Source organism: Streptococcus orisratti DSM 15617, from assembly GCF_000380105.1.
GTDB classification, from domain to species: Bacteria; Bacillota; Bacilli; order Lactobacillales; family Streptococcaceae; genus Streptococcus; species Streptococcus orisratti.
The window spans coordinates 1-14,105 of the sequence record NZ_KB904471.1; the positions used below are offsets into that span (position 1 = coordinate 1).

The 14,105-nt window shown below is 37.6% G+C and carries 13 protein-coding genes; 5 read left to right on the forward strand and 8 right to left on the reverse strand.

Features of this window, described 5'->3' with window-relative positions:
* Positions 1-151: 151 nt before the first annotated feature.
* Positions 152-538 (reverse strand): YwiB family protein, encoded by a 387-nt coding sequence (locus tag A3I7_RS0106245; RefSeq protein ID WP_018375930.1) that lies wholly within the window; start codon positions 536-538, stop codon positions 152-154.
* Positions 539-929: 391 nt separating this feature from the next.
* On the opposite strand from A3I7_RS0106245, the gene A3I7_RS0106250 reads away from it, so the two are divergent.
* Positions 930-2,231 carry an HD domain-containing protein gene (locus A3I7_RS0106250; protein WP_018375931.1) on the forward strand — a complete coding sequence of 434 codons (1,302 nt, stop codon included), beginning with the start codon at positions 930-932 and terminating at the stop codon, positions 2,229-2,231.
* Between the two features lie 261 nt (positions 2,232-2,492).
* On the opposite strand, the gene A3I7_RS0106255 is transcribed toward A3I7_RS0106250, so the two are convergent.
* Positions 2,493-3,041 carry a GNAT family N-acetyltransferase gene (locus tag A3I7_RS0106255; protein WP_033418611.1) on the reverse strand — a complete coding sequence of 183 codons (549 nt, stop codon included), beginning with the start codon at positions 3,039-3,041 and terminating at the stop codon, positions 2,493-2,495.
* A gap of 144 nt (positions 3,042-3,185) precedes the next feature.
* Here A3I7_RS0106255 and yidA point away from each other — a divergent pair, with 144 nt between their 5' ends.
* The 3 genes from yidA to A3I7_RS0106270 are packed head-to-tail and all read left to right on the forward strand — an operon-like array spanning position 3,186 to position 6,441.
* A complete protein-coding gene (yidA, locus tag A3I7_RS0106260) occupies positions 3,186-3,995 on the forward strand; it encodes a sugar-phosphatase (protein ID WP_018375933.1) in 810 nt (269 codons plus the stop codon).
* Positions 3,995-5,206: an aminoacyltransferase gene (locus A3I7_RS0106265; RefSeq protein WP_018375934.1), complete on the forward strand. Its 1,212-nt coding sequence runs from the start codon at positions 3,995-3,997 to the stop codon at positions 5,204-5,206. Before yidA ends, A3I7_RS0106265 begins: the two co-directional genes overlap by 1 nt.
* Positions 5,206-6,441 (forward strand): aminoacyltransferase, encoded by a 1,236-nt coding sequence (locus A3I7_RS0106270; protein ID WP_018375935.1) that lies wholly within the window; start codon positions 5,206-5,208, stop codon positions 6,439-6,441. Before A3I7_RS0106265 ends, A3I7_RS0106270 begins: the two co-directional genes overlap by 1 nt.
* Positions 6,442-6,534: 93 nt before the next feature.
* Here the strand turns inward: A3I7_RS0106270 and tpiA are convergent, their stop codons facing one another.
* The 5 genes from tpiA to ftsW all read right to left on the reverse strand — a co-directional run bounded on the left by tpiA (position 6,535) and on the right by ftsW (position 11,839).
* Positions 6,535-7,293, reverse strand: coding sequence for a triose-phosphate isomerase (gene tpiA / locus A3I7_RS0106275; protein ID WP_018364060.1), 759 nt, complete (start codon positions 7,291-7,293; stop codon positions 6,535-6,537).
* A 231-nt stretch (positions 7,294-7,524) separates the two neighbouring features.
* Entirely contained in the window at positions 7,525-8,721 is a 1,197-nt protein-coding gene (gene tuf, locus A3I7_RS0106280) for an elongation factor Tu (protein ID WP_018375936.1), read from the reverse strand.
* Positions 8,722-8,840: 119 nt separating this feature from the next.
* Positions 8,841-9,821 carry an anti sigma factor C-terminal domain-containing protein gene (locus A3I7_RS0106285; RefSeq protein ID WP_018375937.1) on the reverse strand — a complete coding sequence of 327 codons (981 nt, stop codon included), beginning with the start codon at positions 9,819-9,821 and terminating at the stop codon, positions 8,841-8,843.
* Entirely contained in the window at positions 9,808-10,314 is a 507-nt protein-coding gene (locus tag A3I7_RS0106290) for an RNA polymerase sigma factor (protein ID WP_018375938.1), read from the reverse strand. Before A3I7_RS0106290 ends, A3I7_RS0106285 begins: the two co-directional genes overlap by 14 nt.
* Positions 10,315-10,561: 247 nt before the next feature.
* Entirely contained in the window at positions 10,562-11,839 is a 1,278-nt protein-coding gene (ftsW, locus tag A3I7_RS0106295; RefSeq protein ID WP_018375939.1) for a cell division peptidoglycan polymerase FtsW, read from the reverse strand.
* A gap of 305 nt (positions 11,840-12,144) precedes the next feature.
* On the opposite strand from ftsW, the gene A3I7_RS0106300 reads away from it, so the two are divergent.
* A complete protein-coding gene (locus A3I7_RS0106300; protein WP_018375940.1) occupies positions 12,145-12,597 on the forward strand; it encodes a universal stress protein in 453 nt (150 codons plus the stop codon).
* Positions 12,598-12,645: 48 nt separating this feature from the next.
* Here A3I7_RS0106300 and A3I7_RS0106305 read toward each other — a convergent pair whose 3' ends face one another.
* A complete protein-coding gene (locus A3I7_RS0106305) occupies positions 12,646-14,043 on the reverse strand; it encodes a Cof-type HAD-IIB family hydrolase (RefSeq protein WP_018375941.1) in 1,398 nt (465 codons plus the stop codon).
* Positions 14,044-14,105 lie beyond the last annotated feature (62 nt).

The window sequence follows — 14,105 nt, forward strand, 5'->3', positions numbered from 1 at the left end:
GCATTTTAGGCAAAAACAGAACTTAGTCTGAGACTAAATTCTGTTGGTTTTATGCAGTTTTCTCAGAGTAACTTCTGGAAGGACGGGAACTAGAACTTACTTTGAGAATTTACCAAAACAAGCAATCTTTCTCAAAAAGTCAAGTCGTATTTTATTGCCAACTGAGTTCTAGTTGATACTCTGCAAAAAGCGCTTCAGTCTCTAATTGTCTTAACTGATAGTCAATGGCTATCATCTGTTTTTCAAAATCAGTATAAAATTTCTGAGTAACCGTTACTAATTGTTGGAGTCCTAAAGGTGTAGGTATAGTCACAAGAGCTGGACTATCACGATGAAAACGCATAATAGACTTCGGAAGTGAGTAACGAGTCATGAGCATTTCATTTTTTGAGCATTTAATAATTACTTTTTCATTTTCCTCGTTGGTATAAATAAGGTACAATTGATGATTTTTTTCAGTGACTTCAACAGTATAAACTTGTTTGATAAGCTCTGTCTGATCATCAAGATTGATTCGATTTTTGATGGTAAGTTGCACTTTTTCTCCTTTTCCTATATGGCTTTGCCATTTCTGAGAACCAATAATCGCTATAAGCTATTGTAAATTAAAGTCAGGTATTTGTAAAGAAATCACAAGTAAACAACCATGACATACGCATGAAGAAAAAAGTTCCAATAAATTTCTGAAATACAAAAATTTATTCTAAAAAGTTAAGGTGTCAAAAATAATAGTTACAGAAAGCAATTTTTTCAAGAGCTATTTTTGGAAAAGAAGACAACCATTTTTGAGTAAACTCTCTCGAAATACCTAAAAATTTGAGATTTTTAGGTTTTCAAAAGTTTTTCAACAAATGATTTCCTTCATACATTTGTTCTGAGTAAACAACCTATTTTCAGGCTTTTTCAAGACTTTTTGTTATAATGAAAGCATGAATGAAAAAGTTTTCCGTGACCCCGTTCACAATTATATTAACGTTAACAATCAGGTTATCTACGACCTCATCAACAGTAAAGAGTTTCAACGCCTTCGCCGAATCAAGCAAGTGCCAACAACTGCTAGCACTTTTCATGGTGCTGAACACAGCCGTTTCACCCATTGTTTAGGCGTTTATGAAATTGCCAGACGAGTGACTAATATTTTTGACCGCAAATATCAAGAGTTTTGGAATCCAGATGAGTCTCTGCTTACAATGACAGCAGCCTTACTCCATGATGTCGGTCATGGTGCTTATTCTCACACCTTTGAACGACTTTTCGAGACCGATCACGAAGCCTACACACAGGAAATTATTACTAGCCCAGAAACAGAAATCAACGCCATCTTAAAACAAGTATCTCCAGACTTTCCCGATAAAGTGGCCAGCGTCATCAATCACACCTATCCAAATAAACAGGTTGTACAACTAATTTCTAGCCAGATTGACTGTGATCGTATGGACTACCTACTGAGAGATTCCTATTACAGTGGTGTTAGCTATGGACAATTTGATTTGACACGCATTCTTAGAGTCATTCAACCTGTTGTCGACGGAATTGCTTTCAGCTCTAGCGGTATGCATGCTGTAGAAGACTACCTAGTCAGTCGCTATCAGATGTATATGCAAGTTTATTTTCATCCTGCTAGCCGTGCGATGGAAGTACTCTTACAAAATCTTCTCAAACGTGCCAAGTCACTCTATCACCTTGATCAGGGCTTTTTTCAAAGAACCTCACCCAATCTCATTCCTTTTTTTGAAAATAGGGCTGAGCTAGCTGATTATTTAGCTCTGGACGATGGCGTGATGAATACCTATTTTCAAACATGGATGACATCAGAAGATAGCATTTTAGCTGACCTCGCAAGTCGGTTCATCAATCGAAAAATATTTAAATCCGTCACTTTCAACCAAGAAGCAGAAACAGAATTACATCACTTATCAGAACTTGTCAAATCTGTCGGTTTTGACCCAGACTACTACACAGGTATTCATGTCAACTTTGATTTGCCATACGATATCTACCGACCTGAAAAGACGAAACCTCGCACCGAAATCAACATGCTACAAAAAGATGGGACAGTTGTAGAATTATCAAATCTTTCAGCACTTGTACAAACACTAATGGGCACAAACTATGGAGACCGCCGTTTCTATTTTCCAAAAGAAATGTTGATCCTTGATGACCTCTTTTCATCCGACAAAGAAACCTTTATGTCCTACCTATCAAACGAACACTTTAATCCTGAAAATTGATGTAAGATTAACTTTTTAAGATGTTTTGACTGACAGACAAATTAAAAATTTTTATCAACCACTCTTACGCCAGGCAGATAAAAAAAAGAAATTTTCTACCTAGAATCGTTAAAAACGCTTCTTAGTTTGTCATATACTCTTTTCATCCATCTATTAAGACTTCTACGACTGAGGACTTCGATTCCTGATTTGCCACTTCAAATCGTTCACTGGACATAGAACTCCCTAATCTCGCACTAAAAACGACATAGTAGGTTATGCTTAGTGGGATTTCAACTCATAGGTATAGGTTAAACAAATCTCACCGCGGCTATTGTTTGCTTGGTCATCTTGCGCAATCTTTTGAAAACCACATTTTTTAAGCAAAGCAATTGACGCGTGATTGTCAGCGATAACTGTTGCTTGAACGGCCTGCGCAGCTATTTTATCAAAAGCCAACTGACAAAGAGCACAAACAACTTCAGTCCCCAAACCTTGCTGCCAATAATCCTTGTTCAAAGTATAACCAATTTCCAAGACTCTTTCTTGAGTTGGGCGCAGACTAGCATTACCAATTAGCTTCCCTTCAGATAACAACTCAATACCATAGCGCCCCAATGGCTGAGATAAATTCCACTTAACCAGAGATAATTCACTCTCAGCCAAATTTTTATGAGGGAAATAGTCAAATTTGAGTACCTCTTCATCAGATGTGTACTCATGGTAGTCGGTCAGATCTTCTATTGTCATAGGTCTCAACTGTAGCCGTTCAGTTTGCAACTGCCTATTTTTTGAAAAATCAATTAAAACCTTATCTTGCCACTTCATCATACTCCTCCTTTTCTTGTTTTAGTATAGTATAGTATAAACCTATTCTTTTGGCAAAACATCCACATTTCTACATCACCCATGACAAATATCAGGATTTTTAGTAAGATAGTAGATAGAAAATTTATGAGATAAATGGAGAAAATCATGTCTATCAAACTAGTTGCTGTTGATATTGACGGCACCCTCATTACAAGTGACCGAAAAATAACACCCGAGGTCTATCAAGCTATTCAAGATGCAAAAGCTCAGGGAGTCAAGATCATCATTGCTACCGGTCGTCCCATTGCTGGGGTACAAAATTTACTTGATGAACTTAATCTCAAAGATGCGGGTGACTATGTGATTACCTTCAATGGCGGTCTAGTACAAGATACCTCAACTGGTGAGGACATTGTCAAAGAAATCATGACCTATGAAGATTATCAGGACATTGAATTTCTCAGCCGTAAATTAAATGTTCATATGCATGCCATCACCAAGGAAGGAATCTATACTGCCAATCGTAATATCGGCAAGTATACCGTTCATGAGTCAACTCTGGTTAATATGCCAATTTTTTATCGAACACCCGAAGAAATGGCTAACAAGGAAATCGTCAAAATGATGTTCATTGACGATCCAGAGATTCTAGATGATGCCATTGCAAAGATTCCTCAAGAATTTCATGACAAGTATAATATCGTTAAATCAACACCTTTCTACCTTGAGTTTATGAACAAAAACACAAGCAAGGGGAATGCTATCATTCATCTCGCTGAAAAGATGGGGCTTAGCAAGAATCAGACCATGGCCATCGGTGACGCCGAAAATGACCGCGCCATGCTAGAGGTCGTTGGTAATCCTGTCGTTATGGAAAATGGCACAGCAGAACTCAAGAAAATCGCTAAATATATTACCAAATCAAATGAAGAAAGTGGCGTTGCACACGCTATTAGAGAGTGGGTATTAAAATAATGTACACATATAAAGTTGGGATTTCAGCCCAAGAACACGATGAATTTGCTAAGTCGAGTTCACAAACTAATTTATTACAAAGTTCAAATTGGGCAAAAATCAAAGATAATTGGGGCAATGAACGCCTCGGTTTCTATCAAGATGGGAAATTAGTTGCCTCTGCATCAATTTTGATTAAGTCCTTGCCACTTGGATTCACTATGCTCTATATTCCACGTGGACCAATCATGGACTACAATAATAAAGAATTGGTTGACTTTGTGGTTAAATCGCTAAAAAAATATGGGAAAAGTAAACATGCTCTTTTTATTAAGTGTGATCCGGCTCTATTATTGAAACAGTATAAGATTGGTGAAGATGTCGAAGAAAATGCAGAGACGTTGGCAGTTGTTGACAACCTCATCTCTGCAGGAGCTGACTGGACAGGCAGAACAATGGAAATTGCTGAAAGTATCCAACCACGTTTTCAAGCCAATGTTTACACACAATCCGATATGACCTCTGCTTTCCCAAAACACACGAAACGCCTCATGAAAGATGCTATCAATCGAGGTGTTGTTACTAGCCGAGGAAATATTTCCGACGTGAAGGCTTTTGCCGATGTCGTTGCTCTAACAGAAAATCGTAAAGGCGTTGCTCTCCGAAATGAAGAATACTTCCGAAAAATGATGGAAACCTATGGTGACGATGCTTACCTCCATCTTGCAAAGGTTAATCTTCCAAAACGCTTAGTAGAGTATAAAGAACAGTTAGCACAAATCGAAAAAGATTTAGCTGAGACTGCTGAGCACCAAAAAAAACGCCTAACTAAACTTACCCAACAAAAAACATCTGTTCAAAAATATGTAACAGAATTTGAAGAATTTGTTGGTAAATACCCAGATGAACTCATCATTGCAGGCATCCTATCTGTCTCATTTGGTAATGTTATGGAAATGCTCTACGCTGGTATGAATGATGAATTTAAAAAATTCTACCCACAATACTCTCTTTATCCTAAAGTTTTCGAAGATGCCTTTGCTGATGGCATTATCTGGGCAAATATGGGAGGAGTTGAAGGCACTCTTGACGATGGATTAACGAAATTTAAATCCAATTTTAACCCAAGTATCGAAGAATACATTGGTGAGTTTAACATCCCAGTCAGCCCATTTTATAAACTTGGCATGCTAGCCTACAATTGGCGCAAAAAAGCAAGGAGTAACCATTAATGGCATTAGAAATTCTAACACCAGAAAGTTTTCAAGAATTCTGTGGGAAAGCCCAAATCAAGTCCTTTATGCAGTCTCTGGAAATGGCTGAGCTTCTTTCAAGACGTGGTTGCAAAGTGACTTATCTAGGCCTTAGACATGGTGGCAACATTCAAGTAGCTGGAGTACTATATAGTCTTCCTATGACTGGTGGACTTCATATGGAAATCAATTCTGGGCCAGCTTCTCTTGACCAAAAATATCTGGGACAATTTTACCAAGAACTCCAAAATTATGCCAAAACAAATGGTGCACTTGAGCTTATTGTTAAGCCATACGACACCTATCAAACCTTTGACACAAAGGGAGAACCAGTTTCCGGTGAACACACGGAACTCATCCAAACTTTGACAAAGCTCGGCTTTAGCCACGACGGGCTCTTGACGGGTTATCCTGGAGGTGAACCTGATTGGCACTATGTCAAGGATTTATCAGGACTAACACCAGATACTCTGCGTAAATCTTTCAGCAAAAAAGGACGCCCCTTGGCTAATAAAACGGCTTCTTTTGGTATCAAAATTCGCAAATTAAAACGCGATGAACTCCATCTGTTCAAAGAAATTACAGCAGCTACCTCTGAGCGGCGTGAATACGCAGATAAATCACTAGATTACTATCAAGATTTTTATGATAGCTTCAAAGATTCTTGTGAATTTGCTGTTGCAAGTATTAATTTTCAAGATTACATTACCAATCTAACCCAAAATCAACAACAACTTTCAAAACAAATTTCTAATCTTACATTACAATTGGAGAAAAATCCTACTTCGTCTAAGAAAAAAAATCAGAAACGTGAATTGCAACATCAATTTGATACATTTACAGATCGTATCTCTGAAGCTCAAGAGTTTATGAATCAGTATGGTAACAAAGATATTATTTTAGCTGGTAGTCTCTTCATCTATACACCGCAAGAAGCTATTTATCTGTTTAGTGGATCATACCCTGAATTCAATAAGTTTTATGCCCCTGTTGCACTTCAAGAGCATGTTATGCTAGAAGCTATCAAACGAGGAATCACCTTTTATAACTTCCTTGGTATTACTGGGGAATTTGACGGATCAGATGGGGTTCTTCGTTTCAAACAGAACTTCAATGGTTACATTGTCCGCAAAATGGGGACCTTTCGCTACTATCCAAGTCCTATTAAATACAAATTTATTCAAGGAATTAAAAAACTCCTTGGACGTCATTAACCATATCTCTCCTTTATCCAAGGAGAGATTTTTTATAAAGCAAGAATACAAAAAAGCCCTAGCCTAGCTAGGACTCTCCTATTTAATTAAAACTTATTTGACAAAATCAAGCAATGCAAGGAAACTTTCTGGGTCAAGTGATGCACCACCAACGAGAGCACCGTCCACATCAGGACAAGCCATGTATGAAGCAACGTTTTCAGGTTTAACTGAACCGCCATATTGCACACGAACTTTGTCAGCTACAGCTTGACCAAAGTCTTTCGCAACTACATCACGAACAACTTTACACATTTTTTGTGCATCGTCTTGGCTAGCTGATTTACCAGTACCGATAGCCCAGATTGGTTCGTATGCGATAACAAGTGATGAAACTTGCTCTTCAGACAATCCTGCAAGTGCTGCTGATACTTGAGCACCTACAAATTCTGCTGCTTTACCAGCTTCGTAAGTTTCAAGCGTTTCACCACAACAAATGATAGGAAGCATACCATTTGCAAAGATTGCTTTTGCTTTTTTATTAATATCTTCATCAGTTTCGTGGAAGTATTCACGACGTTCTGAGTGACCAATAACAACATAGTTAACGCCCATTTCAGACAACACTTTTGGAGAAGTTTCACCAGTGAAGGCACCAGCATCTTCAAAGTAACAGTTTTGTGCAGCAACCTTAAGTTCTGAGTCTTTAGCGAACCAAAGCAAAGCATTCAAATCAACTGCAGGCGCTGCGATAGCAGCTTCTACTAAGTCAGCAGAAGGCAATTTTCCTGCAATGGCCTCAACAAAAGCTTGTGCTTCTTGAGGGTTTTTGTTCATTTTCCAGTTACCTGCGATAAATGGTTTACGTGACATTTCACATACCTCTTCTTTTTTTATTTACACCCTTATTTTATCATACTTTAGCTATCTTTTAAAGATAAAGCAAAGCTTTTCTGAAAATTTCCTAGCTTCAATCCACAAAATTCTACTGTTCTTTATCGAAATAAAATTTGCACTATTTCTTTATCGAAAAAAGGCCTCCAACAAGGAGACCTTCACAAATAAAGTGTCTGGCTTTAATTGTTCAATGGGAACTTAATTTGATTAAGCTTCGATTTCTGAAACGATACCTGAACCAACAGTACGTCCACCTTCACGGATAGAGAAAGTAGTACCTTGTTCAACAGCGATTGGGTGAATCAATTCAACGTCAATTGTAACGTTATCACCAGGCATTACCATTTCAACACCTGCTGGCAATTCGATTGAACCAGTTACGTCAGTTGTACGGAAGTAGAACTGTGGACGGTAGTTATTGAAGAATGGAGTATGACGTCCACCTTCTTCTTTAGAAAGGATGTAAACTTCACCTTTGAATTTAGTGTGTGGGTTAATTGAACCTGGTTTAGCAATAACTTGACCACGTTCGATTTCATCACGTTGCACACCACGGAGAAGCACACCAACGTTATCACCAGCAAGACCTTCGTCAAGTTGTTTACGGAACATTTCAACACCAGTAACAACTGCTTTACGGATTTCGTCTTTGATACCAACGATTTCGATTTCATCGTTGACACGAACAGTACCACGGTCGATACGTCCTGATGCAACAGTACCACGTCCAGTGATTGAGAATACGTCTTCGACTGGAAGAAGCAATGGTTTATCAGTATCACGTTGTGGTTCTGGAATGTATTCGTCAACAGTATCCATCAATTCCATAACGATATCTTCATAGTGAGTATCGCCTTCAAGAGCTTTAAGAGCTGAACCTTGGATAACTGGAAGGTCATCACCTGGGAAATCGTATTCTGAAAGAAGGTCACGAATTTCCATTTCAACCAATTCAAGCAATTCTTCGTCATCAACCAAATCAACTTTGTTCATGAAAACGATAAGGTGTTTAACACCAACTTGACGTGAAAGAAGGATGTGTTCACGAGTTTGTGGCATTGGTCCATCTGTAGAAGCTACTACAAGGATAGCTCCGTCCATTTGGGCAGCACCAGTGATCATGTTTTTAACGTAGTCCGCGTGTCCTGGAGCGTCAATGTGAGCATAGTGACGTTTAGCAGTTTCGTACTCAACGTGTGCAGTGTTGATTGTGATACCGCGTTCGCGTTCTTCAGGAGCAGCATCAATAGACGCATAGTCTTTTGGTTGGTTAACTGCTGAAGGCAAACGACGTGCCAATACAGTAGTGATAGCTGCTGTCAAAGTAGTTTTACCGTGGTCAACGTGTCCAATTGTACCAATGTTAACGTGTGGTTTACTACGATCGTATTTTTCTTTTGCCATTTTAGGAAAAGCCTCCAATAAAATATATTTTATAGATAGACAGTAGGCAATACGGTCTAACTTTACCTTACTATTTTAACAAATTATAGCGGAAATGCAAGTATTTTATGCTGAATTCTTTATTTTATAAGTTGATGATATGGTTGTATGGTTACGCTTTGTCCAATGTTTGATGCAAAAATCCATTTAGCGCTTTCAAGTTGTGCAAAATTTTCAGAACGACCGGTTAGAATAACTCCTGAAAACTTAGCAGTTTTTAGTTTTTTATTTTTATTAAGGTATTTTTGAGCATCCTCAGCCAAATTAAATGTCTGTTTTTTCCCGTTTTGATCACTACCATTTTCTGTCATATCTAGATACCCTTTGCTTACTGCTTTCTCTAAATTCTTTCTAAACAGAGAGTAACTGTAATCATTTAGTTGTTCCCCATCATATGTAGAAATCCCCAATTGCTTGTCAGGTGTACGTTCCGCAGTATCAAAATCACTACTACTTCCAATCCAATACCAGTTCACAAGAAGGTTCTCTGGAATCATTTTTTGTATTTCTTGGTAAGTGTAGGGTTTATCAAATGTTATTGCCATTTCTATAGCTTGATTAGACATTTGTGCTGCAAGAGAGATGTCGTTTGTAGGAGCGAGGTCATCTTTATTTGTATAATCATGGTTAATATTATAAAACATAGGAGATTTATAGTAACTACTATGCGTATAGGCAGATTTTTTATCAGATGACATCGTTAACCAAACATTAGTATCATACGAGTCTGCGAATCTTATTGAATAATAAGCTTCCATTTTTTCATATGGCACCTCAATACCATCTATATTTTTAAATCGATCTGAATGAAACTGTCCTGTATAGCTTGACGTTGCGTTAAAATACCAATTGTTATAAGAGATATTTGGATAGGCGATTTCTGACATTAGCAGGTATGTGTCTTTGACAGCCTCTCCATGACGGCTCGCAACCTCCGTTAAGCACCTAACAATTATTCCTAAACTAGCTAGGGCAACTAGAGTACTCAGGACAACTAGTTTAATTCTATTTTTCACTTTGCTTCTTTGTGCTATTTTTTCAAAATCATTAAAAGTCTTCATAACAATAACCTTCTTTCTCTAAAATCTTTCTAAGTTCCTGACGTCCACGCATAAGATCGACTTTGACCTTGCTTACAGAGACATGAAGAACTTTTGCAATTTCCTTGATGGATAAATCTTGAAAATAATATAAATCAAGAACTATGCGAAATCTATCTGATAGTTTCTCAATAGCTTGATGAAGCGGAAGATAATCAGGGGTTTCAAATTTCAGGTCATTCGCTTCATGGAAGAAATCACGTTGTAAAATATCCAAATATTTCTTATCACGTCTGTAATAATCAATATAAAGACGAATAGCGGCACGATACATCCACGCTCTCATTTTTTCAAAAGGGAGTACAATATCACTTTCCAACATTTTCACCAAAATATCTTGACTAATGTCTTTGGCCTGTTCAGGACTAGCACCCGACTTTCGTAAATAGTAGGAAATCTCCTGTGCAAATCCTACTAATTCTTTTTCATAATCATCCAGTTTAATCCTCTTCACCCCTCTCTTTAAAAATGATTACTTCCATTCTTCGCTAATATAACGAACAACTCTGAGTTTGGTTACAATTTTTCATTCAAAAGAAAAAATCTCCAAAGGGAGATTTAGAACTTTTATTCATAGGCGGATTCTTCCGTTTAAGACTAGATTTACACTACTCATCATTCTTCAAAAAACTATCCTGAGTATTTTAAAAACTTCCTTAAATCAAAATACGATTCTCACCTACAAATACAATTTCTTGGATTTAATAAAAATCATCAATGTGAACAATTTTGTCATCGGCAACATCCTCTGGCATCGTCTGAAGTTCTACTTCTGCATCTTTTAATATCCGTTCTCGCTTCTCGCTGGCATCAATATTAAGAACAAAACCAATTGCCGCTGATAAAACTAAGAGACTGTTTCCTCCTTGTGAAAGAAACGGAAAAGTAACACCTGTAGAAGGAATTAGACCAGAGATACCACCAATGTTAACAAAGATTTGCATCAACATCATGCCTCCAACACCCAGAGCAATCATTGAATTAAAGGCATTTTTTGATTTTAAACCAACATTCATGATACGTAGAATAAGGAAAAAAACAAGGGCTAATATCAAACCGGCACCAATCAAGCCGAGTTCCTCAATAACAATAGAAAATACAAAGTCTGTTTGTGCTTCTGGTAAATAGCCGCGTTTTTCAATTGAATTTCCTAGGCCAAGCCCAAACCAACCACCATTGCTCATGGCATAGTAAGAATTCGCTAATTGATGTCCTGAGTCACCAAGATCATGAAAAGGATTAAAGAAAGCGCTAAAACGTTTAGCAACGTAACCAAAAACAGGAACTTTACCAACATTATCAACGCCAATAATCGCAATGCCACCTAAAAAAGCTGCCGACAAGGCTGTAATTGTTGTTAGTATAGCGGAAAACCATCTATAGCCAATCCCACTCAACGAATACATAATCAGTGAGGTTAGTACAATAATAGCAGCATTTCCCAAGTCTGGCTGAATAGCTACCAAACCAATCATAAGAAGGGAATAAACCCGCCAATCCCTCAAATCACTCCAGCTATGGAACCACCAGCGACGCCTTGTCAACGCCTGATAATCATAGATACCAATTTGTTCTTGCTTTCTTGCAAAGGTAAAAGCTAGATACCAAACTATAATAATCTTCAGGTATTCCGCTGGTTGAAAACTAAGTGGTCCTACAACAATCCAACCATGTGCTCCGTTAATCTTTGCAGCAAACAGCCTCGCATAGCCTAACATTAGTATTTCGATTAACATCACAACGGTTAGAACTTTAGAGTTTTTTAAAAAGTTTAATTTTAACTTATAGATAAACACGATAGCTATCAAACTAAGAATCCAAAAAGCGCCTTGATTAATGACCGATCTAAATGGATTAAGACCTTTTTGGATAAGAGTGGTACTTGTCGTTGAATAAACAACAATCAAACCAATAACCGATAAAATTAAATACGGTATAAGTATAGAATAATTTAGCAGATGCCTCTTGTCAATTTTCATAGTGTCCCCTACATTCGAGATAGTCTCCTAGCATTATACCATCTTTCTAAATTTAAAAAAAGTAAAAGAAAATCTACTGATTGTGGTAAAATTTAAAAAAATTTCAGGAAAATCCATAAAACGCTTTCATTTTGGGTTCTAAAGGAGTATAATTAAGCTGTAAGGATTTTGATTAGCTAACTTACTGCTAAAAATCTAGTTATACTCTGTAAAAATCAAAAGACTATGTTCAAACTCACTTGAATTGCGATTCCATTATCGACTTTTGGTTTTCACTGAGCGCCATTTGCTAAGGAGGGTACAAAATGTTACAAAAATATGAACGTATTATGGTTGCCATTGATGGCTCTTATGAATCTGAACTTGCTTTTGAAAAGGGAATTAACATTGCCCTCAGAAACGATGCTGAATTATTATTAGTGCATGTTATTGATACACGTGCACTCCAAAGTGTAGCCACTTTTGACACTTATATCTATGAAAAACTAGAACAAGAAGCAAAAGATGTTCTGTCAGACTACGAAAGTCAAGCCCGTAAACGCGGTTTAGAAAAAATCCGTCAGATAATTGAATTCGGCAACCCAAAAACTCTTCTGGCACACGATATTCCTGATAAGGAAAGTGTTGATTTGATTATGGTGGGTGCAACAGGTCTCAATACGTTTGAACGCCTTCTCATTGGATCATCTTCTGAATACATCATGCGACATGCGAAAGTTGATTTATTGGTTGTTCGTGATACTGCCAAAACACTTTAAAGCTTTTACTATACTATTCAAAATGAAAAGCAAAAGACAGCCGGATTTTTAGTATCCAGCTGTCTTTTGACGTTTAAATGATTTTTGAATCTGCCGATCAATCTCACGTTTGATGGCTGGTTCTGGAGCAAAGCGCTCCTCCCAATCATCTGGCTTGAGGATTTTATGGCTAATCGGATCAAAATGGGCCTTCCCATCTGGGAATATCTTACCCATATTGGCTTCGTGTACAGTATCAAATAGTGGTTTAGGATCAACTCCCATCAATACGAAAGAACCATATGTAAGGTATAATAAATCTGTCAAGGCATCAACCTGACCAACCAGTGGCGTTTCTGGATGTTCTTTTGATTGAACTTTTTCAGCAGCCTTATCAATCGCAGCATGCAAATTCAAGAGGGCTTGAGTGAAAGTTGCTTTATCTTTTTGACTAGCAGCATATAAAAATTCGACAATTTCTTCAACTTTAAAATCTGAACGATGTCCTGCCTCAACAACGTCATAAGTCCTTGGAGTCTCCAAAGTTTCACCATCCATGAGGTGATGAAAATCTTTAACTTTGTTGAAGTTTTCATCGCGACTTCTGAATATCTTGTCGCTATCTAAGGAAATCAAACCGTAATGAGCCAGTGCTTTCGAAATGCCATCATTATTATTTGTCGCTGTTGTGTAAATTGCCCTTTCTTTAACAACATCAGCTGCATTTCCCATAGCAACCCCTATTCCAACACCAGAAAGCATTTCCAAGTCATTTTCTGAGTCACCAAAAGCCATAACTTCAGACAAATCAAATCCAAAAATCTTACCAAGGCGTTCAATTCCTTTTATTTTGGATTGACCTTTAGAAATTAAATCTGCTGAGTAGGGGCTACTCCTCGTCACCTTCAATTGAGGGAATCGTTTCTGAATATTGGCAGTCTCATTTTCGGTTGCGACCAAAACAATTTGATAAATTGGCTCCCTAATCATCGTTCTAAAACTATCAAGGCTTTGAGGTTTAAAGCGACGAATCAGATGTTTGAAACTACGTTCAACAGTTTTCGCCATTTTTTGGGGAACAACGCTACTCAATATCTGTCCCACCTGGCTGGTACCAATTCCAATAATTCGTGAACCAACCAGACCAGAAGCTGTTCCTAAAGAAATCTCACGACGTTTATCAATGGCGTAACGTACAACCTTATATATTACAGGCTTGGTAAGCTGATTATCATAGAGCACCTGATTACGGGTAAAAATATACTGGCCATTATAGGTAACCGCAAAATCTAACCCTAGATTTTCTAAATAGGGTTGTACAAAAGCCGGTCCGCGCCCCGTTGCCACGCCTACAAATACGCCTTGCTGTTTAAGACTTTGAATAGCTTTTTGTGTAGATTTTTGCACATTTTTTCGATCGTTGACCAGTGTACCGTCAATATCAAAAAAGACTGCCTTTATCGTCAAATCAATTCCTTACTTTCTATTCTTTATGATAAAATAAATTATAACATATTTTTGAAAGAAGT